Annotated in this window: 25 protein-coding genes; 14 read left to right on the forward strand and 11 right to left on the reverse strand. The window is 44.4% G+C overall.

Annotation, left to right across the window (positions count from 1 at the left end):
- The first annotated feature begins 2 nt into the window (after positions 1-2).
- Together mnmA and hflD are read left to right on the forward strand one after the other, a co-directional pair.
- Positions 3-1,106: a tRNA 2-thiouridine(34) synthase MnmA gene (gene mnmA / locus ACMXYU_RS08525; RefSeq protein ID WP_415898311.1), complete on the forward strand. Its 1,104-nt coding sequence runs from the start codon at positions 3-5 to the stop codon at positions 1,104-1,106.
- Between the two features lie 9 nt (positions 1,107-1,115).
- Positions 1,116-1,787, forward strand: coding sequence for a high frequency lysogenization protein HflD (hflD, locus tag ACMXYU_RS08530; RefSeq protein WP_415898312.1), 672 nt, complete (start codon positions 1,116-1,118; stop codon positions 1,785-1,787).
- A 94-nt stretch (positions 1,788-1,881) separates the two neighbouring features.
- Here hflD and ACMXYU_RS08535 read toward each other — a convergent pair whose 3' ends face one another.
- Positions 1,882-2,094 (reverse strand): hypothetical protein, encoded by a 213-nt coding sequence (locus ACMXYU_RS08535; RefSeq protein ID WP_415881312.1) that lies wholly within the window; start codon positions 2,092-2,094, stop codon positions 1,882-1,884.
- Between the two features lie 161 nt (positions 2,095-2,255).
- Between ACMXYU_RS08535 and purB the strand changes: the two genes are divergently transcribed.
- The 6 genes from purB (at position 2,256) to ACMXYU_RS08565 (ending at position 7,155) form a co-directional block, all read left to right on the forward strand.
- Complete coding sequence (gene purB, locus ACMXYU_RS08540) at positions 2,256-3,620, forward strand: adenylosuccinate lyase (RefSeq protein WP_415881313.1); 1,365 nt, start codon at positions 2,256-2,258, stop codon at positions 3,618-3,620.
- Between the two features lie 72 nt (positions 3,621-3,692).
- A complete protein-coding gene (locus ACMXYU_RS08545) occupies positions 3,693-4,529 on the forward strand; it encodes an alpha/beta fold hydrolase (RefSeq protein ID WP_415898313.1) in 837 nt (278 codons plus the stop codon).
- A 12-nt stretch (positions 4,530-4,541) separates the two neighbouring features.
- Entirely contained in the window at positions 4,542-5,267 is a 726-nt protein-coding gene (locus ACMXYU_RS08550; RefSeq protein ID WP_415881315.1) for an RNA methyltransferase, read from the forward strand.
- A 33-nt stretch (positions 5,268-5,300) separates the two neighbouring features.
- Entirely contained in the window at positions 5,301-5,549 is a 249-nt protein-coding gene (locus tag ACMXYU_RS08555) for a hypothetical protein (RefSeq protein ID WP_415881316.1), read from the forward strand.
- The gene (locus ACMXYU_RS08560; protein ID WP_415898314.1) at positions 5,549-6,700 is read left to right on the forward strand and encodes a cupin domain-containing protein; all 1,152 of its coding nucleotides are present in this window, start codon (positions 5,549-5,551) and stop codon (positions 6,698-6,700) included. Before ACMXYU_RS08555 ends, ACMXYU_RS08560 begins: the two co-directional genes overlap by 1 nt.
- Positions 6,701-6,816: 116 nt before the next feature.
- Positions 6,817-7,155, forward strand: coding sequence for a hypothetical protein (locus tag ACMXYU_RS08565; protein WP_415888020.1), 339 nt, complete (start codon positions 6,817-6,819; stop codon positions 7,153-7,155).
- 20 nt (positions 7,156-7,175) lie between these two features.
- Here ACMXYU_RS08565 and ACMXYU_RS08570 read toward each other — a convergent pair whose 3' ends face one another.
- Complete coding sequence (locus tag ACMXYU_RS08570; RefSeq protein WP_415898315.1) at positions 7,176-7,943, reverse strand: hypothetical protein; 768 nt, start codon at positions 7,941-7,943, stop codon at positions 7,176-7,178.
- A gap of 88 nt (positions 7,944-8,031) precedes the next feature.
- Positions 8,032-8,358 carry a hypothetical protein gene (locus ACMXYU_RS08575; RefSeq protein WP_415894326.1) on the reverse strand — a complete coding sequence of 109 codons (327 nt, stop codon included), beginning with the start codon at positions 8,356-8,358 and terminating at the stop codon, positions 8,032-8,034.
- A 180-nt stretch (positions 8,359-8,538) separates the two neighbouring features.
- On the opposite strand from ACMXYU_RS08575, the gene ACMXYU_RS08580 reads away from it, so the two are divergent.
- On the forward strand, positions 8,539-9,786 hold the full coding sequence (locus ACMXYU_RS08580) for a DEAD/DEAH box helicase (RefSeq protein ID WP_415881321.1): 1,248 nt from the start codon (positions 8,539-8,541) through the stop codon (positions 9,784-9,786).
- A gap of 61 nt (positions 9,787-9,847) precedes the next feature.
- Here the strand turns inward: ACMXYU_RS08580 and ACMXYU_RS08585 are convergent, their stop codons facing one another.
- The 6 genes from ACMXYU_RS08585 to ACMXYU_RS08610 all read right to left on the reverse strand — a co-directional run bounded on the left by ACMXYU_RS08585 (position 9,848) and on the right by ACMXYU_RS08610 (position 14,845).
- Positions 9,848-10,042, reverse strand: a complete 195-nt coding sequence (locus ACMXYU_RS08585) for a hypothetical protein (RefSeq protein ID WP_415888016.1) — start codon at positions 10,040-10,042, stop codon at positions 9,848-9,850.
- A 157-nt stretch (positions 10,043-10,199) separates the two neighbouring features.
- Positions 10,200-11,450, reverse strand: coding sequence for a bifunctional molybdopterin-guanine dinucleotide biosynthesis adaptor protein MobB/molybdopterin molybdotransferase MoeA (locus tag ACMXYU_RS08590; RefSeq protein ID WP_415898316.1), 1,251 nt, complete (start codon positions 11,448-11,450; stop codon positions 10,200-10,202).
- Positions 11,451-11,461: 11 nt separating this feature from the next.
- A complete protein-coding gene (gene mobA, locus ACMXYU_RS08595) occupies positions 11,462-12,547 on the reverse strand; it encodes a molybdenum cofactor guanylyltransferase MobA (RefSeq protein WP_415894323.1) in 1,086 nt (361 codons plus the stop codon).
- Complete coding sequence (locus ACMXYU_RS08600) at positions 12,540-13,217, reverse strand: energy-coupling factor ABC transporter ATP-binding protein (RefSeq protein WP_415894322.1); 678 nt, start codon at positions 13,215-13,217, stop codon at positions 12,540-12,542. Before ACMXYU_RS08600 ends, mobA begins: the two co-directional genes overlap by 8 nt.
- Before the next feature lie 21 nt (positions 13,218-13,238).
- Positions 13,239-13,940: an ABC transporter permease gene (locus ACMXYU_RS08605; RefSeq protein ID WP_415888012.1), complete on the reverse strand. Its 702-nt coding sequence runs from the start codon at positions 13,938-13,940 to the stop codon at positions 13,239-13,241.
- A gap of 77 nt (positions 13,941-14,017) precedes the next feature.
- The gene (locus tag ACMXYU_RS08610; protein WP_415898317.1) at positions 14,018-14,845 is read right to left on the reverse strand and encodes a substrate-binding domain-containing protein; all 828 of its coding nucleotides are present in this window, start codon (positions 14,843-14,845) and stop codon (positions 14,018-14,020) included.
- A 356-nt stretch (positions 14,846-15,201) separates the two neighbouring features.
- Between ACMXYU_RS08610 and ACMXYU_RS08615 the strand changes: the two genes are divergently transcribed.
- Both ACMXYU_RS08615 and ACMXYU_RS08620 read left to right on the forward strand, forming a co-directional pair.
- Positions 15,202-16,587, forward strand: a complete 1,386-nt coding sequence (locus ACMXYU_RS08615; protein ID WP_415888010.1) for a sigma-54-dependent transcriptional regulator — start codon at positions 15,202-15,204, stop codon at positions 16,585-16,587.
- Positions 16,584-18,710 carry a cache domain-containing protein gene (locus ACMXYU_RS08620; RefSeq protein WP_415898318.1) on the forward strand — a complete coding sequence of 709 codons (2,127 nt, stop codon included), beginning with the start codon at positions 16,584-16,586 and terminating at the stop codon, positions 18,708-18,710. Before ACMXYU_RS08615 ends, ACMXYU_RS08620 begins: the two co-directional genes overlap by 4 nt.
- Here ACMXYU_RS08620 and ACMXYU_RS08625 read toward each other — a convergent pair.
- Positions 18,707-19,615 carry a substrate-binding domain-containing protein gene (locus tag ACMXYU_RS08625; protein ID WP_415881331.1) on the reverse strand — a complete coding sequence of 303 codons (909 nt, stop codon included), beginning with the start codon at positions 19,613-19,615 and terminating at the stop codon, positions 18,707-18,709. The two genes, ACMXYU_RS08620 and ACMXYU_RS08625, sit on opposite strands and share 4 nt — an antisense overlap.
- A 1-nt stretch (position 19,616) precedes the next feature.
- Positions 19,617-20,471, reverse strand: a complete 855-nt coding sequence (fdhD, locus tag ACMXYU_RS08630) for a formate dehydrogenase accessory sulfurtransferase FdhD (RefSeq protein ID WP_415898319.1) — start codon at positions 20,469-20,471, stop codon at positions 19,617-19,619.
- Positions 20,472-20,797: 326 nt separating this feature from the next.
- Here fdhD and ACMXYU_RS08635 point away from each other — a divergent pair, with 326 nt between their 5' ends.
- The 3 genes from ACMXYU_RS08635 to ACMXYU_RS08645 all read left to right on the forward strand — a co-directional run bounded on the left by ACMXYU_RS08635 (position 20,798) and on the right by ACMXYU_RS08645 (position 23,684).
- On the forward strand, positions 20,798-21,241 hold the full coding sequence (locus tag ACMXYU_RS08635) for a DUF3305 domain-containing protein (protein ID WP_415898320.1): 444 nt from the start codon (positions 20,798-20,800) through the stop codon (positions 21,239-21,241).
- Positions 21,231-21,749 (forward strand): DUF3306 domain-containing protein, encoded by a 519-nt coding sequence (locus tag ACMXYU_RS08640; protein ID WP_415898321.1) that lies wholly within the window; start codon positions 21,231-21,233, stop codon positions 21,747-21,749. The genes ACMXYU_RS08635 and ACMXYU_RS08640 overlap by 11 nt, the downstream gene beginning before the upstream one ends.
- A gap of 264 nt (positions 21,750-22,013) precedes the next feature.
- Positions 22,014-23,684 carry a 4Fe-4S binding protein gene (locus tag ACMXYU_RS08645; protein WP_415898322.1) on the forward strand — a complete coding sequence of 557 codons (1,671 nt, stop codon included), beginning with the start codon at positions 22,014-22,016 and terminating at the stop codon, positions 23,682-23,684.
- Positions 23,685-23,694: the final 10 nt, after the last annotated feature.

Consider the following 23,694-nt stretch of genomic DNA (forward strand, 5'->3'; position numbering starts at 1 on the left):
ACATGACTGATCACAGCAATACAAAAGTGATCGTCGGCATGTCCGGCGGCGTAGATTCATCCGTTTCAGCATTACTATTAATGCAACAAGGCTATCAAGTCGAAGGCCTGTTCATGAAAAACTGGGACGAGGATGATGGCACTGAATACTGTACCGCCAAAGAAGATCTCGCTGATGCCCAAGCAGTTTGTGACAAACTTGGCATTCATCTACATACAGCCAACTTTGCTGCTGAGTACTGGGATAATGTATTTGAGCATTTCCTAGAGGAATACAAAGCAGGCCGTACACCTAACCCTGATATTTTGTGTAACCGTGAAATCAAGTTTAAAGCATTCCTTGAGTATGCAATTGAACTTGGTGCTGATTACATCGCAACAGGCCATTATGTTCGACGCGGTGATCGTGACGGCAAAACACGCCTGTTAAAAGGGCTAGATAAAAACAAAGACCAGAGCTACTTCTTGCATCAAGTAGGTCAGGTCGAAATTGAAAAGACCCTCTTCCCTGTTGGCGAGCTAGAAAAACCTGAAGTTCGTAAACTTGCCGAAGAGCATGACCTGATCACTCACAACAAGAAAGACAGTACCGGCATCTGCTTTATTGGAGAGCGCAGATTTAGCGATTTCCTTGAACAGTACTTACCGGCCCAGCCTGGCAAAATAGAAACACCGAAAGGTGATGTGATTGGTGAACACTCTGGCTTGATGTATTACACCATTGGTCAGCGCCAAGGGCTTCAGATCGGCGGTCTTAAAGATTACCCAGAAGAACCATGGTTTGTAGCAGGTAAAGATCTTGATCGTAACGTTTTAATCGCCGTTCAAGGTAAACAGAATGATCGGTTATTTACCGATTGGCTTACAGCAGACGAAATATTCTGGATCAATGATGAAGAACCTGCATTGCCATATAGCTGCACTGCCAAAGTACGTTACCGTCAGACCGATCAGGCATGCACGATCGAACGTCATGGTGACAGCGGTTACCTAATCCGCTTTGCAGAACCACAACGCGCCATCACACCTGGTCAATCTGTGGTGATCTACGCAAAAGATATCTGCCTAGGTGGTGGTGTTATCGAACATACAGGCAAAGACGACTAGGAGGCCCCAATGTCACGACAGCATGACGAACAAGCGCTGGGCCTAGCTGGTTTATTTCAAGCAGCCGCTCTCGTTGAACAAATTGCAACGAGAGGCATGGTTGCTCAAGACAGCTTAGAAACGTCGGTCTATAGCATCATGCAGTTAAACCCTGCATCGACTGAAGAGATCTATGGCGGCGCTAACGACCTACCTTTCAATCTACACTTAGGCCTGCAAAACCTAAGAGATCTGATTGATAAGCCGCGAGCAGAACATAACAAAGATGTGATTCGCTACGCACTAAGCATGATGCACCTTGAGCGCAAGCTTAGCAGCGATCCAGAAATGCTAAACAAAGTAGCGCAACGTTTAGGTCAGGTATCTGAGCAAGCTCGCTACTTTAATTCTGATCAGCCAGATACAGAGCCAACTGCGAGCAGTTACTGCCATCCAAATGTGATAGCAAATATTGCTAGTCTTTACCAAGATACGATCAGTAGCTTTAGCTTCCGAATTCAAGTAACGGGCGACCCGCGCCACCTACAAAACAGTGAAAACGCAGCGAAGATACGCGCATTACTATTGGCCGGTATTCGTAGTGCTATGCTATGGCGTCAGAAAGGCGGTAAACGCTGGCAGTTACTGTTCTTCAAATCACGCCTACGCCCTTCCCTTAAAAAAATTATGGGCACCTCATAATAGGCCACGCCATTTAGATAAATAAAAAACCGGATAGCTTGCTAAAGCATCCGGTTTTGTATTTACCTATCCATTTTATGTATCGATTACAAAGTTACGCGTGACGAACCGATAACTCATTTGCGTCATGACTACGAAGCATAGCTTCGATATCACTCTCCGCAGCGTCAGCTATCAATACTTTGACCATATTGCAGCTTTTATCTATAAACACTTGCTCTCTTGGTACTCCATTAGCCATCAGGTCATCAAATACCAGTTTGGTTTGGTCGCTGGACCCAAAGGAGCCGGTAACAGACATAGTCATATAACTACCCTCCTCAAATTCAGCTAAATTTAGCTATATTTTGTAGCGACAATTTAAGCTTAGAACTTGCGGCGCCCTTTATCCATATACCCCTACGAAAAGTCCCTCGACTCAGGTATAATGCGCGCCTTCTTTTTAACCTAAAAGGTAGAGATCGATTCATGGAGCTTTCTGCACTGACAGCCGTTTCTCCGGTTGATGGCCGCTATGGCAGCAAAACAGCTGACCTGCGTGATGTTTTTAGTGAATATGGCCTGATTCGCTTCCGCGTTGAAGTTGAAGTTCGTTGGTTACAAAAACTAGCTGCGCATCCACAAATCACTGAAGTTCCAGCGTTAAGCTCTGAAGCTGATGCTCTGCTGAACTCGATCGTTGATAACTTCGGTCCTGAAGACGCTCAGGCTGTTAAGACGATCGAACGTACTACTAACCACGATGTAAAAGCGGTTGAGTACTTCATTAAAGACAAATTCAAAGATAACGCTGAGCTAATGGCGATCAATGAATTTGTTCACTTTGCCTGCACATCTGAAGACATCAACAACCTTTCTCACGCACTTATGCTGAAAAACGGTCTTGATGTTGTAGTTCCACAGATGCAGCAAGTTACTGACGAAATCGCTAAGATGGGTCGTGAATTTGCTGAGCAACCAATGCTTTCTCGTACTCACGGCCAGACGGCTTCTCCAACTACTGTTGGTAAAGAGATGGCTAACGTTGCTTACCGTATGCAGCGTCAGATCAAACAGCTTCAGAATGTTGAGCTTCTAGGTAAGATCAATGGTGCCGTTGGTAACTACAACGCCCACCTATCTGCTTACGCTGACATCGACTGGGAACAAAACGCTAAAGACTTCGTTGAAAGCCTTGGCCTATCTTTTAACCCATACACAACTCAGATCGAGCCACACGACTACATCGCAGAGCTTTTTGATGCTGTTGCTCGTTTCAACACGATCCTAATCGACTTCGATCGTGACGTATGGGGCTATATCTCTCAGGCTTACTTCAAGCAGAAAACGATTGCTGGTGAAGTTGGTTCTTCAACTATGCCGCATAAAGTTAACCCAATTGACTTCGAAAACTCTGAAGGCAACTTGGGCATTGCGAACGCAATCATGAGCCACCTAGCGCAGAAACTACCTATTTCTCGCTGGCAGCGCGACCTAACTGACTCTACTGTTCTACGTAACATGGGCGTTGGTTTCGGTTACAGCTTGATCGCTTATCAGTCTAGCCTGAAAGGCATTAGCAAGCTTGAGCTTAACCCAGCTCAGCTAAACGAAGATCTAGAAAATGCTTGGGAAGTTCTAGCAGAACCTATCCAAACAGTAATGCGTCGTTACGCTATCGAAGAGCCTTACGAGAAGCTAAAAGCGCTAACTCGTGGCCAGGACATGAGCAAAGAGACAATCCTAGCGTTTGTTGATACTTTGGACATGCCAGAAGAAGCTAAGCAGTCACTTAAAGAACTGACTCCTCATAGCTACATCGGTAACGCTGTTGATCAAGCTAAAAAGATCTAAGCTGATCTAATTAATCAGTTTTATGAAACGGGGCTATAGCCCCGTTTTTTATATAAGGCATAGATTAACCCCATGGAACACTTCACACGACCAGACGGCACTGAGATCCATTACATCTCTCTTGGTGAAGGAGAAACCACCTTAGTTTTTCTTCATGGCTGGACGGCCAGTGTTCGTGAATGGCTCCCCTTCGCCTCTGAGCTGGCAGAAAACCACCGCGTGGTGAGCTGGGATGCCCGTGGCCATGGTGCTCACCAATATCATGAAGAGAGCAATATTAGCTTACCTGCGATGGCTGATGACCTCGAAGCTATGCTCGAGCACCTTAAGATAGAAGATGCTGTCCTCATTGGGCACTCTATGGGCGCACTGACTTCTTGGGAGTACTTACGCCGACATGGTGATAAGCGCCTCAGTGGGCTTTGTATTGTCGACCAATCACCAAAGCTAATTACCGATCATGAATGGCAACACGGCGTATACAGTGATTTCAGTAAAGAAATTAACAGCGCTTTTATTCACCGGCTTACTGAGAATTTCGCTGAGGCAGTACTTGAACTGATTGCCTTTGGTAAGAACCAACGTTCTAGAGAAAATTACGAGCAAAACTCTCGCGGTTTCCAGCAGATGCGCAAATATCTACAAAAGCAACCTGGTGATCTGCTAACCCGCTGCTGGGATAGTATTACCCAGCAGGATTACCGAGAAGTTGTATCTAGTATTAAACTACCTACCCTACTGATCTACGGCGATGAAAGCCAGTTCTATAGCGCTGAGCTACAACAGTGGGTTAATAAAAGTATCGAGGGTTCAGAATTGCATATTTATGAGCAATCGGACCACTCTCCGCATTTATGGCATAAAGAGCGATTCATATATGATCTGAATCGTTTTGTAGATTCATTATGAGAACCATTAAAAATGTTATCTAACGTTCGAGTTGTACTGATCAACACATTCCACCCCGGTAATATCGGCGCAGCTGCACGCGCTATGAAAAACATGGGGCTAAGCAAACTCTATCTGGTTGAACCAGAAGATTACCCGAGCGCAGAAGCTGATTCTCGCGCTGCTGGCGCAAAAGACTTATTAGATAGCGCTATCGTCGTTAACACACTGGAAGAAGCGATTGGCGATTGCCAGCTAGTGATTGGCACGAGCGCGCGCACCAAACGCACCTTCGACCGCCCTCTTCTCGATGCGCGCAAAGGCGCGGAACGTGTAGTAGCTGAAGCTAAATCAGGTGAAGTAGCAATCGTATTTGGTCGTGAAACTATGGGCCTTCATAACCATGAATTAGCGCAATGCAACTACCATGTTTACATCCCTGCTAACCCTGAGTACCCAGTGCTCAACGTATCTCAAGCAATCCAGCTGCTTTGCTACGAGATATTTATGGCAGCGGAAAACAAAAGCTATGACGATATCGAAAGCGAATACCCTCGCCATAAAGAGATGGCTTTATTCTACGAGCACTTAGAAAAAGTGCTACGTTTGACCGATTTCATCATCCCTCAGCATGAGGGTAAAGTACTGGAAAAATTACACCGTTACTTCAACCGCTCACGTCCTGAGAAAACTGAGCTGAATATGCTTCGCGGCATTCTGACTTCAATTGAAGAAACGGTCGAAAAACTAAAAAAATAACTACAACTATACAACCTACGACAAGGCCAAAAGATGGAAGAGAATTTACAAGCACTACTAAAACAGGCTGACGAGCTTCGCGACAACATCGAAAAAATGCACCAAGAGTCCAAAACAGTTGGTTATAACGCTGCTGGCATCCGCGAATGCGCTACAACTCTGCAGAAAGGCATAAAGAAAGTGGGTAACAATAAGCTTGCTGCTCTAGCCAATCGCGACAAGCGTAAAGTTTACGCTGAAATGGAAGAAGCAATCGAACAGCTTATGGAGTTAATTGACTAGTGAAATCTCCGTTTGGTGACATCAGCGTAGAAACATTTTTAGCTGAATACTGGCAGAAGAAGCCTTTACTTATTCGCAACGCCTTTCCTAATTTTGAGCCCCCTGTGACGGCTGACGAGTTAGCCGGCATGGCACTAGAGGAAGACGTAGAATCGCGTCTGATAACACAGTCACCGGACGGTAAAGATTGGTCTTTAACACACGGCCCTCTGCAGGAAGATACTTTCGCTGATCTTCCAGACTCGCACTGGACACTGTTAGTACAATCAGTCGATCACTGGATTCCTGAAGCAAACGAGCTACTCGAGCACTTCCGTTTTGTACCAAATTGGCGACTAGATGATCTTATGATCAGCTATGCGGCGGACGGCGGTGGCGTAGGTCCACATTACGATAATTACGATGTCTTTCTGATCCAAGCTTCGGGGACTCGACGCTGGGAAGTGGGCGGTATCTATGGTGAAGATTCACCACGCCGCCCAGACGTTCCTGTCATGATTTTGCCTGAATGGGAACCAGAACATGTATGGGATCTCCAGCCAGGCGATATGCTGTATGTTCCACCTCGGGTTGGTCATAACGGCTTTGCCATTGGCGATGATTGTATGACTTACTCTGTAGGCTTCAGAGCACCTTCTCATCAAGAGATGATGTCTGGCTTTACCGATTATCTGTCTGATATTACTAAAGCAGAAGACCGTTATAGTGATTCCGATCTTGCTCCACAGGCAAACCCAGGCGAGATCACTGATCAAGCATTAGAGCGCGTTAAATCAGCCTTAAAAGAGTATATCGATAGCCATGAACTGCTGACTCACTGGTTTGGTCAGTTTATGACTGAACCAAAGAATCCTGAGCACGGTGCTAATCAAGTTTGCGAGATGGACGAGGAAGAGATCGCCGAGTTATTAGAAGCCGGAATTCCACTTTGTCGCAGTGAGGGTTCACGCTTTGCTTTTAACCGACTAGACGATCATTTTATTTTGTTCGTTGATGGCAAAGGCTGTGCATGCTCAGAAGGACAAGTAACTTTAGCCGAAAGCCTTTGCGCCAATCTGTATCACGAACAGATAGAACCCACTGAAGAAAATCTACAGCTATTGAAGGCACTCCTGCTTCAAGGTTCCGTATATTTTCTAGACGAAGAATAGGTAAACAAATCTATAGCTCTTTAAAGCCGTTTAAAGAGCTATATCTTTCCCTGTCGCTAATCAAAACAAGCGATTACACTCAAATATAAATACGCTCCAGTCGACTAGGCATTGTGATGACCGATAAAGAAGCTACTGTCGAAAAAACACTCGAATCTAGCCCAACGCTTGAATCTGAGATCAATTCAGCCCGAATTAACGCCTTAGAACTGAAGTTAGAAACACTGTCTCTGATTACAGAATCTCTTTGGAACATTATTCAAGAAAGCGACCTTGAATGTAGTACCGACTTAAAAGAAAAGATGGCGGATATCATAGACCAACGAGCGAAACGGGATTCTATCAAAGTCACTTGCCAAACTTGCGGCAGCGACCAAAAAGCTAGCACCTCTTACTGCAATCATTGCGGGAATAAGCTCGATTATTCTGGTGAAATCTCACCCTTTGATTACTAAGCACAGTGTCGATAGCTAAACTATTTAGCTCTCCAGTCATCCAAACCATAATGGCTCATCACCTGCGCAATACCATCCCCCCGCTTTAGGGTGGCCATCTTTTCATCAAAGACCTCCATCATTTTCTTAATATCATCTTGCATATTAATTTGCGGTGAAAAAGCCATATAGATATTTGCTTCTTGTACACAACCTGCACTTTTAAACCTATCCCACTTACCCGCATTTTTTAACGTATATACAGTACTGTTGTACGTAAATAAGAAAGCATGAATGCGATTTCGCAGCACTTTTTTAGCCTGCTGGACTATGTGGCGTTCATTATATGGAAGGTATTGAAACTGCTCAGGATTAAGTAATGCGTAATCATTTAATTCTTCAATAGAAGTATCTGTAGATAAGCCAAACTGTTTATTCTTAAGGCTATGAATATTCTCGTACTGCCACTCCTTTTCTCTATCGGTAAAAAAGCACATACGCTGTGTACCCACTTCATTTATCGGGTAAAGAAGATCGGGCGCTTCAGGTTTAGCTGGAGATAGAACAGCATGTACTCGCCCCTGTTGAGTCATAGACAAAGCTCGGCTCCAAGGGTAAATACGAATATCTAATTCATACTCCGTATCACTGTAAATCTGCTTAACCAGATCGATAATGTAGCCAGGCTTGTCAGTTTCAGGGCAGATCTGCGGGCACCAATCTATGGCTGCGATATGGATTACCTGTTTATCTGCAAAACTGGAATTAGGTAACAAAAAACAAGCAATGAGAAAAAGATAGGAACGCATGCATATACCTAAACTCTTTAAGGGCAAATCCTAGTGAGCTTAAGTATAGCAAGCAGATATGAAAGAGCAGTGAATAACTAGCTAAGCATTAGCGTCCAAAATATTGATCAATAATATCGGGCAACTCATCAAAAGCTGTCATCTCAAATTTATCAATCTCTAGATCAAAGTGGCTTAAATAACGTTTTGCATGATCACGGCTTAGCGCTCTACCTAAAATTGCATAATCAATTTCAGGTAGTGTTTTATCGTGACGCGGTTCTACCTGCCATGTGATATAAGCCGGAGCTGTACTTTGAAGCTTCAAACCAGCTTTAACACAAAATTTATCTACATGGCTTAAACCTTCAGGTCCTAAACACCCAGGTTCGATACGGAAGATTACTGTCAGTTTCTTACTATCCGCTAACGTCATTTCTCTTCTCTATTCAATAAGTTATAAGCTCTACCTTGTTTGTGAGTCTACTATAAATCATCAAACAAGCGTTTGCCTACTTTAGTACCTAACATAGTATGATCTGAATCACACGACTATGACTAATTAGACTAAATTGCTTTATAATTGCCGCTTTTTGCAAGTCTCTTGAGGGGCAATATGAAATTTTCATCACTAGACCTATCACCTGAGTTACAACAAGCTCTGGATGAATGCGGCTATACAGACATGACCCCAATTCAAGAGCAAGCAATTGTGCCCGGCCGCCGCGGCAAAGATCTGCTTGCTAATGCCCAAACAGGTACAGGTAAAACAGCAGCCTTTTCCATCCCTATTCTGCAGAAAATTTCTGATAATCCGCGTGACTTAGCCGAACGTCAGATTCGCTCTATTATCCTGACGCCTACTCGTGAGCTCGCACAACAGCTTGCAGAAACGATTGGCCGGTACAATAAACACCTGAATCTTCGAGTCTTGGCCGTTTATGGTGGCGTAAACCTTGATACCCAGAAGAAGAAATTACGTCACGGTGCAGACGTACTGATTGCCACACCAGGCCGCTTAATCGAACACTTAAGCGGTAGCAATGTAGACCTTAGCAAAACTGAATTTGCTGTTCTTGACGAAGCCGATCGCATGCTAGATATGGGCTTTGTTACAGATGTACTGACTATTTTGGAAGCCACACCTTCTTCAAAACAAACCTTGCTCTTCTCTGCCACTTTATCTGACGCTGTCCACAAGCTGTCGAGAAAGATTCAGAAGAAGCCTGAGCAGATCAAAGCAGCTAGACAGAACTCGATTGCAGATACAGTCGATCATGTTGTGTACCCAGTAGAGGAAAAGCGTAAAGCAGATCTTTTTGCCGAGCTGATACAGGAAGAAAATTGGTTTCAAGTATTGGTATTCACCAGCACAAAAGCTCAAGCTAACGAGCTGATGCTTGATCTAAAAGTAGACGGCATTGAAGCTGTTATTTGTCACGGCGATAAAAGCCAAGGCGCGCGCCGTCGAGCGGTTGCAGATTTTAAAGCAGGCAAAATCCAAGTACTGGTCGCAACCGAAGTTGCTGCGCGTGGATTGGATATTCAAGGATTGGAACACGTTGTAAATTACAATCTTCCCTATCTAGCTGAAGACTATGTTCATCGCGTAGGGCGTACGGGTCGTGCAGGCACTCAAGGCAAGGCTATATCTTTTGTAAGCCGAGAGGAAGAAAGTGCTTTAGATAGCATTGAGCGCCTTATTGGCACACCGATCAAACGTATATTCCGCAAAGGCTACGAAGTGGGTAGTCGAGAAGGCCTGAGAAAGCGCATTCACAAGAAAGGTCCTAAGAAGAAGCACAATAAAGCAACGCGCACCCAAGTTATTGGCCGCAAGTCTTCTGCAAAGAAAAAGCGCTAGCCAATTCTGCTAGACCCAATAAAAAAGGAGCTTAAATAAGCTCCTTTTTTATGCAAACGACTTAGAAATTCGGCATATTCATATCGAAATCACGCTTTAAAGAGCGCTGTTCCATATAATTATCAGAGCCCTGTTTTTTTCGCTTTCCTTTCGCTACCTTCCTACGCTGATGATCCGCGTATTGACCATCCATATAGTCTTCTTCCATTTCATCCTGCTCTAATGGCAAATTAGCCAATCGAAGTTTGCTACTCATCTATCAGTCCTAATTCATTACTAACAGCCCGTTACGGGCGAGATTAAGTTAGTTAATGAAACCTTATTTTTATGACCAAACAATGAAAGCGATATGACAAATTCAGGTACAAAAAAAGGGCCTTAATCAGCCCTTATTTAAAAAATCGAAAAGCTCTTTAAATAAGATCTGAGAATGGCTGAATAGTGACCTTTTGCCCTGCATCGATACCTGCAAACTCATCAGAGATCTCGATTAAACAATTGGCAGAAACCATAGAAGTTAAGATGCCAGAGCCTTGACTGCCTGTAGACCTAACAACCAATTCGCCATTGTCATTAATTGAATAAACACCACGGCTGTAATCAGTCCTACCCGGCCTAGATCGAAGAGAAGTCTCAGCAATTGCCACCATACGTCTTGGTTGCCAATTTAGCTCCCCCGCCATTTTACGCAGCGCAGGCTGAACAAACTGAGTAAACGTCACCATCACAGCAACAGGGTTACCCGGCAGTCCGAAAAACGGTGTATTGCCGAGCTTGCCGAAGGCTAGCGGACGACCTGGACGCATCGCTATACGCCAGAAATTGATTTTTCCTACAGCAGCCAACGCATCTTTAATAAAGTCGGCCTGCCCCATCGATACGCCACCAGAGGAGATCACCATATCGGCTTCATTAGATGCCTTACGTAAGGTCTCTTCCATTGCCTGCTGTGAATCTTCGATAATTCCGTAATCAATCACCTCGCAGCCTAAACGCTGCAAAAGCCCGGTGAGTGAAAAACGATTTGTATCGTAAATGCAGTTTTTAGGTAGCGGTTGACCTTGCGCTGTAACTTCATCACCCGTAGAGAAGATGGCGACCTTTAAAGATCGATAAACTGTCACCTCAGTATGACCTAGTGAAGCTATTAAACCTAACTCTTGAGGACGTAAAGGACATCCCGCTTTAAGTGCCGTCTCTCCTTCAGCGATGTCCTCACCCGCCTCTCGGACATTCTGCCCTTTTTTGACCGACCCAACGAAAGTTAATTGCTCACCCTCTCGTGTACATGCTTCTTTGATGATGACGCTATCAGCACCCTCGGGCACTGGCGCCCCCGTCATGATTTCTACTGCCTGGTTTGGACCGACCTGACCCGAGAAGGCCTCACCCGCAAAAACACGACCAATAACATCCAAGGATTCATCAGATAAACCATCAGCGGCAACAGCATAACCGTCCATTGCTGAGTTTCGTTGTTGAGGAACATTAATGCCAGAAACTAAATCTACCGCCAAAATTCGATTTATGGCTTCGGAGACAGCTACAGTTTCAGCGCTGCTTTGAATATCAATTTGATTGAGTATGGTCTGAATACTTTCAGCAACAGGTAACATACCACCCGGATTAGCAGCCGGATCAAAACAACTTAACACTTCGCTCATCAATCAATTACCTAGCTGATGTACTCTTTAATAAAACGCAGAATTTCGTCTGTGTCATTAATATTGAACAAGGGTAGTTCTCGATGCAATTGTAATGGCTCATCCGAAGCCACCGCAATTATGTTTTCATCTTCAAGATACATGAGGCCTTTATTAATCTCTTTGCGATGCAACTCGATCTTAGGAAAAGACTCCTGCTTAAAGCCCTCTACCAAGACCAGATCTAAAAGAGAGTGATCCATGCGACTTAACATATGGTTTAGAGATGGGCGATCACCCTGATCCTGCTCAACCATTAACGCCCAACGCTTACCGGAGCTAATCAGCATCTGATCAGCACCAGCTTTTCTAAGCTCGTAACTATCTTTACCCGGATGATCAACATCGAATTTATGGTGAGCATGCTTGATGACACCAACACGGATACCATCTTCTTTTAGAGCTGGAATCAGCTTTTTCAATAATGTAGTTTTGCCTGTACCACTCCAAGCTGCAAAGCCAAGTAGTTTTGGCATCTGCTGAAGATCATCGAGATCATCGCGACGGTTCACGTTGGTGAAAGCCTCAGGGAAATCAGAGAAATCAACTTCCGTGTAGTTATGCTGAGCATACCAACGGTCGATCTTACGTTCTCCAGAAGCTAAGGCTTTCTGGACACTTCCAAGTAGATCTCGATGAATCAGAGCAACAACCGGCTGCATTCGCTTGCCATCAGTTGCAACAGCGATTTCTGCCTTTTGTTCTCGCGCTTGAAGCAACATGCGACGAACTAAGACTGGAGGTAAAAACGGCCCATCACATGGTGCAAATAACACCCAATCAGTTGCAGCATGATGAAGACCGGTAGCAATCCCCATTAATGGCCCTTGAAAATCACCTTCAAGATCAGAAATAACCGGCAATCCCAATGTACCATAGGCGTCCATACTACGGTTTGCGTTGATCATACAGCGCGCCACTTGCGGCTGAACAACATCTAAAACATGCTTAATAAGCGGCTTACCATTTAGCTCCATCCAGCCTTTATCTACTCCCCCCATTCGGCGAGCCATACCACCAGCAAGAATAACGGCGGTTACTTGATCAGGATTATGCATATTGATTAGCCTCATTTAATTGAGCTGTTTCTTTTATAGAACCATTTTCTAGCAATAAGTTGCGCTGACAAAGCTCGGTCACACAATTACTTTGATGACTAGAAACCATGACTGCGGTACCGCCATCAACCATCTCTTTAACTAATTCAGCAACAGTTTCTACCGATTTACGATCTAGATTGGCTGTTGGCTCATCAAGAAATAGAAGACCTGGGTTCAAAACCCACGCGCGAGCAAGCGCCAAACGTTGCTTTTCACCACCAGACAAAGAATGCGCCTGCTGTTCAGCTAAAGACTCTAGGCGAGACCAAGCTAACCCTTTAGCCACTAGTGTTTTGATTTTTTGCCTAGATTCACCACGAAGGCGTAAACCATAAGCAATATTGTCTTTCACTGTGCCAGCGAAGATGTACGGTGTTTGATGAAGGTAAACGACCTTTGGGTGCAATTTAGTGTTAAGAAAACTACGTTTATTTGGCGTTACTGTAACTGAGCCTTCACAAGGCTTATCTAGGCCCGCCAAAATTTTCATCAGCGTTGTCTTACCGGCACCGTTATCACCACTCAGGTGAAAGCTCTCGCCCTCTTTCAACGTCAATTTATCAATATTAAATAGCTCTCGTTGGTCAAAACGCTTTACCAGATTGCTAGCATTTAATTCGATACTCATAACATCCTCACAATCAGGCCGTTAGACTGCCTGACCTTTACCTCGCACTGACGCCAAGGTGAAATTCAAAAATAGAGCAAGCACCAACAATACCAAACCTAGTGCCACGCCCTGGGCAAACATCCCTTTACTCGTTTCCAGCGCAATCGCTGTCGGAATGTTTCGCGTATAACCCATAATGTTGCCGCCGACCATCATCGAACAACCAACTTCTGAGATGATTCGACCAAAACCTGCCACCACGACAGCAAGCAAGGCAAATCTTGCTTCACGCATAATCGTGATAATTGAAAAGGTGTAACCCGCACCCAATGTACGCGCGGTTTCCCAAGCCCTTCTATCAACTGCTTGAAAAGCTGAATGACTCATACAAACCAAAAGCGGAAATGCCAACATGACCTGACCAATAATCATGGCAGGCTGGGTAAATAAAAGATGAAGATCTCCAAACGGACCGCTACGGGACAGCATAAGATATAGAGTCAGACCGACCACCACGGTAGGTACTGCCATTAGCGCATTGAAAAGAGCAATAACGATTGAACGCCCTTTAAAATCACACATCGCCAATAAAAAACCCACTAAAATAGCGGGCACAGTGGCAATCGCGATTGCTGTAATTGAAACTCGAAAAGAAACGCCAATAATATTCCAAAGATCTGCATCAAAACTAAACAACAACTGCAGAGCCAACATCGACGTGTCTAACAGATTATCTTGCATTATTTACTACTACATCAGAGAAAAGAGCCTGTGAAAGCAATCAGTTAGCATTCACAGGCAACATACTAAATAATTGTTTACTTAGTCGCTACTTCTGCTTGAGCAGAACCGTGGAACAATGCTTTACCTTTAATACGGAAATCATTGATCATTGTTTGACCTTCTGAAGATACGAACCAGTTAGAAAGCTGTTCAGCACCTTTTACATTCAAACCATCGTGTAGTTTTGGATTAACCTGGATGATCTGGTATGGGTTGAATAAACGCTTGTCACCCTGAACCAAAAGTTTTAGCTGAAGGCGGTCTTCGTAAGCTAACCAAGTACCGCGGTCAGTCATTGTATAACCGTTAAGCTCATCAGCGATCTGAAGCACTTTACCCATGCCCTGACCAACCTCTTTGTAGTTAGCAAACTCTTTACCTTGCGAAGTTGCCGCCCATAAAGAAAGCTCTTTCTTATGTGTACCTGAATCATCACCACGAGAGATGAAATCAGCATTAACTTTAGCAATAGACGCTAAAGCTTCTGCTACATTGCTAGAATCTTTAATTTTTGCAGGATCAGCTGCTGGACCAACGATTACAAAATCGTTGTACATAACGCTTTTAGGACTTACACCAAAACCGCCATCAACAAACTTTTTCTCAGCTTTAGGCGCGTGAGTCATGACCACATCCACATCACCTGCTACCCCCATACGTAACGCCTTACCGGTACCGACAGCGATAACTTGCACTTTAGCGTCATGCTGTTTTTCAAATACAGGCAACAACTTGTCTAATAAACCAGAGTTATAAGTACTCGTGGTAGTTGCTAAACGGATAATCTGCTCTTCAGCAACAGCTGTAACTGACGTTGCTGCCAAAATCGTTGTGGAGAGGGCTGCCGCGATCCACTTTTTCATCTCTATATTCCTTATTTAATCATTATATTTTTCTAGAGTTCGCACCCTACACAGCCTGTGTAAGGGGTCATTGCTACTCATCTCCCAGATAAGAGCAATATGAATGCCAATTGCGGGATCATATAAATTTTTTAGACTTAATGTGAATAAGCCCTTCTGTTAAAAAGGTATTTTGATCAGAAATCCAGCAACCCCGAACCAAATTGAGAAAAAATGAAACAATAGTATTATCACTGTTTAGCTATTTATGAGTCATAATGACCAAACAAAACATTGACTGGGACAAATTGTCCAATAAAATTGGATCCCTTTCCCAGACATTGCCATCACGGTCATTTTTAGAGATTTGAGTTGAAATGAATTCACCTCTGCAAAGCACGCAAGCTCCCGCAGTATCAGTATTAGTTGTTGATGACGAAGTCGGTATGAGAAGCTTCCTACAAAAAGCTCTCGCAAAACGATTCGCCTTAGTAGAAACAGCAGGAAGTGTAGAAGAAGCTGAAGAACTCAGAAAGCGCTGCCACTTTGATCTCTTAATCGTTGATATAAAGCTACCCGGCCGATCCGGTATGGAATGGCATGAAGCCTTCGAAGATACCAACCGTAGTAGTGACATTATCTTTATGACCGCCTATGCCGATCTAGATACTGCCATTCAAGCACTCAGAGCCGGCGCTTCCGACTTCATTCTAAAGCCATTCCGTCTTGAGCAGATGATGAATGCTGTTGATCGCTGCCTTGATAAACGCGCAATGGAAAGAGCTAATTTTGTATTACGACGAGAAGTTGATAACGCCTTCCCTATGACCGACATGATCGGTACTGGACCTGCAATCAAACAAGTTCTTGACGTCATCCATCGTGTAGCCAACACCCCTTCTGCAGTCCTTATTGAAGGCGAGACAGGCACAGGTAAAGAGCTCGCTGCACGTATGCTTCATCAATTGAGCAATCGAAGCGGTCCATTTGTACCGGTTAACTGTGGTGCTATTGCCCCCGATCTATTAGAAGCGGAGCTATTTGGACATACTAAAGGCGCTTTCACGGGTGCAAACAAAGCCCGTGAAGGTCTGTTTAATTTTGCTAGCGGCGGCACTCTATTTCTTGATGAAGTAGGCGAAATCCCACTGCTCATGCAGGCTAAACTTTTGCGTGCTTTAGAACAAAAAGCTGTTCGACCTGTAGGTAGCGAGCAAGAAACTAGCGTTGATGTACGCATTATTGCAGCAACCAACCGGCAACTAAAAGAAGAAGTGGCTGAAAATCGCTTCCGTGAAGATCTGTATTACCGCTTGAACGTTCTTAGTATCACCTTACCACCGTTACGTGATCGCCGTGAGGATCTTCCAGATCTAATCCATCATTTTTCAGTAAAACTTTCTCGCGAGCTCGGCTTATCTCCTATCCCGTTTACTCATGATGACCTTAAAGCCATGCAGGCTTACAACTGGTCAGGTAATATTCGAGAGCTAAAAAACTTAATTGAACGCTGTATCTTATTAGGCAAGCTCCCCGCTGATTACTTCAAAGAGCAAGATAGCAGCGAACCTAAAGCTTGCGGCAGCTTTGCTGGCTGGTCCTTAGACGAGGTTGAAAAGCATCATATACTGCTTACCTTAGAGCAACATTCTGGGAACAAATCCTCCACTGCCCGAGAGCTTGGTGTATCCAGAAAAACTCTAGATCGTAAATTGGCCGCTTGGGCTCAACAGGACGAAACAGTTGATGAGATCTCTGCATGAAATCCAGTTGGTATAATTTCAGCAGCACCTTAAGACACAAACTTCTATTACTTACCCTGTTACCTTTGCTGTTAACCGCAATAGGCTTTGCCATTATGGCGGCCTATTGGACGACCAGTTATACCGATCGCCAACTCTACATGAAGGTTAGCGCAGACCTTTCTGTAGCCAGCGGCACCCTTAATTTTATGCAACAAGAACATCAAAACATTTTGATGCAGCTTGGTAACAGTTACGAATTCAGAACAAATCTTCAGCAAAACAACCGTCACGCTTTGCAAGGCCAGTTACACGAAATTCGCCAAAGCCGCTCCTTAGACTTCTTGAGATTCATTGATGCGCAAGAGCTAAACTCAACTCAAGAACCTTCATTACAAGAACTTTCTAAAAGATTGTTATTAAAAGAGAATTTAACCGGATTAGCAGTAATCCATAAAGACGAACTTGATCAAATTAATATGGGGCTTGGCGACAAAGGACATATCAATTTAATAGATACCCCACGCGCAATCCCAAGCAACAGAACCGTTGAAGACCGCTCCATGGTGCTTCGCGCTCTCGTGCCAATCACAGATGATTTTGGGCAGCTAATCGGCGTATTAGACTCAGGCTCCATTCTCAACAATACCACCGATGCTGTAGATACCATTCGTGATCTTGTCTACGGTGAAGGCACTCTTCCCGAAGGTGGCATCGGCACGGTCACCCTATTCCTTGATGATGTACGAATTAGCACCAATGTTCCTCAAGAAAGAGAATCAGTCAAAACTTCAGCACCATTAACACTTAAACAACGAGCAATCGGAACACGTGTATCGGCCGAAGTAAGAAAAGAGGTGCTAAGAAAAGGTGACAAATGGATAAACAGAGCGTTTGTAGTTAACGATTGGTACATCTCTGCTTATAAGCCACTACTTGATTTCAACAACAAGAAAATCGGGATGATCTATGCTGGTTTTACAGAGGCCCCTTTTACCAAGATTTATTACAAGACGCTAATCGAATCCGCTTCTCTTATCGCCTTGATCATGCTGGTCTCTGCCGTCCTTGTTTTCAAAAAGACTCAACTTATTATCCGCCCACTTAATAAAATCCACAAAGTGGTAACAGACATTCGTAACGGCGAAACCGACCATCGTATCGGGCAACTTGAAGCAGCCGATGAATTAGTTGAGCTAGCCGAACAGTTTGATGTCATGCTTGATCTAATTGAAGAGCGCGAGAAACAGATCAGACAAGCCAATGATCAGCTAGAGATTACAGTTGAAAAAAGAACTCGCTCATTAAAAAACCGTACGGATGCGCTCAAGCAGCATATCAAGCTACTAAAAAGCACCCGAAAGCAGCTTCTTGATAAAGAAAAGTTGGCCGTATTGGGTGAGCTTACCGCAGGTATAGCTCACGAAATTAATAACCCAGCAGCGGTAATCCTTGGAAATATGGATCTATTGGTTGCAGAGCTCGGCGATGCCGTTAAACCCGCTCAGGATGAAGTAGACATGGTTATTGAGCAGGTATATCGGATAAGATCCCTAATTAACAACCTACTGCAGTACAGTCGACCCGGTCAGTATTTAGAGCAATACGAACATTTACAGTTAAACAGTATTAGCGACGATACTTTGCAGCTAGTTTCTCATGCGCTTGAGAAACAGCAAGTGGTCGTAGAGCGAAATTATCATGCAACCTGTCCTATTGAAGTTAACTGCCAGCAAGTACAGCAAGTTCTGGTTAACCTAATACTCAACGCCTCACACGCACTCGAAGGCCCAGGCGTAGTAACTATTCAAACTGATGATTGGATTGAGAATGGAGAGATTAAAGGCGCAACCATTAGTGTTATAGATCAGGGAAAAGGCATTTCCGAAGAACATCTAGAGCGTATATTTGATCCATTCTTTACGACCAAGAAAAGCGGTACCGGACTTGGTTTATCTGTAAGTTACGGCATCATTCGCCGGCATGGTGGCGACATTACCGTCCGCTCTGAAGAAGAGCTTGGAACCATGTTCAAAGTTTATCTACTAAAAACCGCCAACCCCACGGGGGATGGCGGTGTCGATGGCATTCTGGATGGCCTTGCAGCCGCAGAAAGGACCAATAGGCGCGCTATGAACGCTTAGCCTGGATCTGAACTCCAAATGAGGCGACCGCATCGACTTAAATCATAACCTTGAAGGCGCTGAGCCAAGGACAGTCCCTCTGGACTCTGAAGGAATTCGAATAGGTTTTGCAGTAAGTTCCGGAAATAGACATTCCGCGGAACAACTAAGTCAAAGCTTTCATCGCACACTGGGATAAAGCCAAGCCCAAACTCTCTAGCTGCACTCAAGGTTCCCGGACCTATATCCGCCTCACCCTTTGCAATTAAAGAAGCAACTTCTCGCTCAGAGAATGCAACACTGCCTACAGTCAGCTGATCCTGCGGGAAAGCATGTCCAGCCAGCCACTCATTCAAAAAGCGCTGCGAGCCAGCACCTTCTTGACGTGTAACCCAGCGAGTACTGTAATCCAGCGCCTCATTGGGGTCTTGTAAGCGTTCGAGGTCCATCGGTCGCATAATCAAACCTTGGCTGCGGTTAAACAAATGAACCAAAATCCAATGCTTAGATTGCGAGAACTGTTGTAACAGCGCAGGATGTCGGACATCGCTTTCTTCGGCGCGCCCCCAATGAATCGCACAGGCATCAGCATGCCCCTGGGCAAGAAGCTCTAAACCAAGCTTTGTACCCGTTACCGTATAACTGAATAACGCTTTAGTTCTGAGATGTTGCGTCAATCTATTAGCTGCTGCCTGCAATAAAGGATCATCACTACCAGATAGCAACAATCGATCGGCCATCATGCCACTATGGCAGCTCTCCAATAACCAGCGATCTACCAGTGACTTGGGGAACAACCATTTACCAGTCAGTTTAGTTGCTGGAATCTCACCCTCAGCAGCCATTGCATACACTTTCTTCTCGTTCAGGTGCAAATAATCAGCCAGCTGCTTAACATTCATAAACGCTTGAGACATATCACTCATCTTATGCCTCCGTTCTTGCTTGCTTAACAGAATTTTGTTTAGGCGGTAACTGAACATCTCTGATCAATGATGCATTACCACTAAACTGTAGAAAATGCTTACCTTTGGCTCGAGCCAACATCGTGATACCCAGTTCGCTGGCCAACTCCAAACCCATCTGGGTTACACCTGAGCGAGACAGCAATACAGGAATCCCCATCTGCGCAACTTTAATAACCATCTCAGATGTTAAGCGACCCGTTGTGTAGAAAATCTTATTATCGGTATCTATTCCTTGAAGCCACATACGTCCAGCAAGTGTATCGACTGCATTGTGACGACCAACATCTTCAATAAAAGAAACCACTTGGTCACCTTCGCAGATAGCACAACCATGTACTGCACCCGCGTTCTTATAGGTATCGTTATGCTTATTAAGGTTATCTAACAGCGCATAAACAGTACTTTGCTTAATCGTTACTTCAGGTAATCTAACCTCCTCTAGCTTTTCCATTACGCTGCCAAACATCGTGCCTTGACCACAACCACTAGTCACTGTGCGCTGCTGAAGCTTTTCCTCCAAGCCTTCAGGTTCGCCATGGGTTACAACAGCGGCCGCTTCAACATCCCAATCTACCTGTATTGCTTTAAGATCAGATAGAGAATGTATAAAGCCCTGATTTCGAAGATAACCAAGGACTAACGCTTCAGGATCACCACCCAAAGTCATTAAGGTAACAATCTCTCTTTTATTTAGATAAATCGTTAATGGGCGTTCACAGGCAATTTGAACCTGTCGAACACTTCCTTGTTCGTCGATCGCCTCTACTTCGTGAGTAAGCTGCGCAGATGCATTACTTATTATGATTTCTGACACGTTTTGCATATTCCAACTCTATTAATACAGCGTCACGCCATCTTCTTCGTAACTTTCTCTCCTTAGTAGCAATTTACGTTCCTACCTTGCGATGACCTTATATTTTCTACCAATTAATACATTTAACTCTGCTTCCAGTAAGTACTAGGTCATTATAAGTGGGTCATTTTGTCCCAACCATTTAAAAACATGGGAATAATTGTCATAGCATTTGCGCATTAAGCACCTCTAAGCCCACCTATTCACGCTCAACAGCTATTAAATAAAGAGATGGCCCGTAGTTTGCAGAACTACAAAGGAGAATTCCCCACGACGGAAGACAAAAGATGTCTGCAACAAAAACAACAGATAACTGGCCACTTCAAGTTTCTCTTTCAGTTGAAAGCATTGAAGTTAACGGCTGGGATACAGAACGCTGGCAGATAGATGCCATTGAGCCTCATCAAGACGATAAGCCTAACTTCTTCCACCTTGATTTAGATCTGCACAAAGATGAACGAACAGCCTATCGCTTTAACTTAGACTCTCAGCAACCACACCTCTTTGTCTTGTGCAATGAAGACGAGATGGACAACACATTAACGCCAATCCACATAACAGCTAGTCAAGACGACGCTGCTTCTTTTATGGATGGCGAACATAAAATGTTAGAAGTTTCGATGCCGCAGGCCGTTCAATGCTGGATAGACACCTACCTAGGCATACACGGTGAACTAATCGATTGCGGTAAAAAGAAGAAAAAAGGCAAAGGACGTAGCAGTGAGCGATAACCAATCATTTTTTTCTCGCTGGTCACAACGTAAAGCTGAGCAGCAAGCTGAGCCAATAGAAGAATCTCAAACAGAAGCCGCTCTTTCAGAGGAAGCTGTTGATACCGAAGAGTTACCCCCTCTAACCGATGAAGATATGCCAGATATTGAATCACTGGATAACGATTCCAATTTCGAGCAGTTTTTTTCACCTGGTGTGTCAGAAGAACTTCGCAATCTCGCCCTAAGAAAACTATTCAGATTACCTGAGTTCAACATTCGTGACGGCCTTAACGATTACGATGAAGATTTCAGCAAAATGCCTGCACTTACCCAAGAAGTCGTTTCCAAACTTCGAAGTTGGGCAGATGAAAAAATCGAGGAAGCCGAAGAAGGATTTAAAGAAGGCGTTAGCGGCGAGACCGAAGAAGATCCAGAGAGCACCAACGATACGACCAAGGTCGAAAGCCGCGACTTTAGTGATCTAGATGATTCTGATGACTTAGGCGATGCCGATCTTGAATGCTAATTTTTTCAGCAACTTAGGACAAAGAGTCGGAATGACTCAACCCTTTTTGACCCATAGAGACACTTTGTCCCACCCTAACTTAAGAAAAACAAAAACGACAGACCTAAGTGCGCTTTAGGGGAATTTTTACAGCCAAAAACTGGTTCTCCGATTGCTTTATATAAACAACAAATTGTGACGAAAAACCTAAACGTTTGAGTCGCCCCTGAAATAGAGACTAAAGCATCGACAGAATGCACCCTATTTCAGTCAGTGAGGTAGAGAATGACGACAGAGCAGAGTGTAAACGCCAAAGCACGTGATTTGGCGATAAAACAAGTATCTTTTCCGCAGAACCTAGCGCCTGCGACAGTAACTTACAGCACCTACGGTCACCTATTAATTACGGGTGCCGAGGACACTATTCGTTTAGCTGCAGCACAACTGTCCGGCATGGCAAGCATTACTCTTCTTGCTACCGACCCAATTAGCAATACTGATACTGATCATCTGCAACGCGCAATTGACGCTGCACCTGAACTTAAAGTTCACACGGCGAAGCTTAGCCAGACCAAAGGCTTCCTAGGTCAGTTTCAAGTTACTATCGATCATCAGGGTAATAACGAAAACTTCGCAAAGATTGCTCAGAATAAAAACTGCTTTGATCTGATTTTGAACTTGGGCCAAGAGTCTTTATTCACTACAGATCTAACGCCTGCTGGCTACTTCCACGTTTCACCTGAGAGCAGCAAGTTTTCTGAAGTAATAGAAGAGCTACCGAACTACATCGGTGAGTTTGAAAAGCCTCGTTATTTCCAAATTAATAATGACATCTGCGCACACAGCAATCGAGGTCAAACAGGCTGCACACGCTGCTTAGATGTGTGCCCTGCAGATGCGATTACCTCTTTTAAAGATTTAATCGAGATCAACCCACACATGTGCCATGGCGCTGGTGGTTGTGCCACAGCCTGCCCTACTGGAGCGATCTCTTACGCATTACCTCAACCGGTGATGCTACATAATTATTTGCACCGCCTGATTTCTACTTATCAGAATAATGGCGGCACAGAACCAACGATTCTGATCCATGATCATGAAGTTGGCGCTGAGATCATTGCTAACCATCCAGAGCTCCTTTCTGACAATGTTCTACCTGTGTCTCTAGAAGAAGTGGCAGCTGCAGGACAAGAAAGCTGGTTAGTCAGTTTAGCCTCAGGCGCTCAGCTAGTTTTACTGTTAGATACGCCTAATGTCCCTGAGATGGTTCGCGATCTGCTTAAGCGTGAATTAAAAACAACTCACGCTATGCTTGAAGGGCTAGGCTACTCTACTGAGCAGATTAAACTAATCACACAAGATGATCTGCCTAACGACCAAGCTGCTTCGTCTTACCGCACTATCCCAACTATTTCAGTTGTAACTGAGACAAATAAGCGTGAAGCATTATTCGTTGCTCTAGAGCATTTAACAGAGCATGGCGAAACTGCAAACCAAGATTCTATTGCCTTGCCGGCGGGCGCTCCTTTCGGTCAGGTCAACGTAAACAGCTCAAGCTGTACATTGTGCCTGTCTTGCGTTGCCGTCTGTCCCACCCAATCTCTGACTGATGGCGGAGAAATGCCGGCCCTTAATTTCCGTGAACAAAGCTGCGTGCAATGCGGCATGTGTGAAAGCGCATGTCCTGAAAATGCAATTGAGCTTGTTACACAGCTAAATCTAAAAACTGAACGCGCAAAACCCGTTCAGATCCACACAGACGAAGCATTTGAATGCATCTCGTGCGGCAAGCCATTTGCGCCTAAACGCACTGTAGACAAAATGATCGAGAAGCTGAGCTCTCATCGTTTCTTCCAAGGCGATGCCATTCAACGATTAAAAATGTGTGAAGACTGTCGTGTAAATGACATCTACACCGATCTGACCGCTAACCCTGAAAAGCAACTAGAACTGTAAGGAGCAGGAT

Source organism: Neptuniibacter sp. QD48_11 (genome assembly GCF_047778095.1).
Lineage (GTDB): Bacteria > Pseudomonadota > Gammaproteobacteria > Pseudomonadales > Balneatricaceae > Neptuniibacter.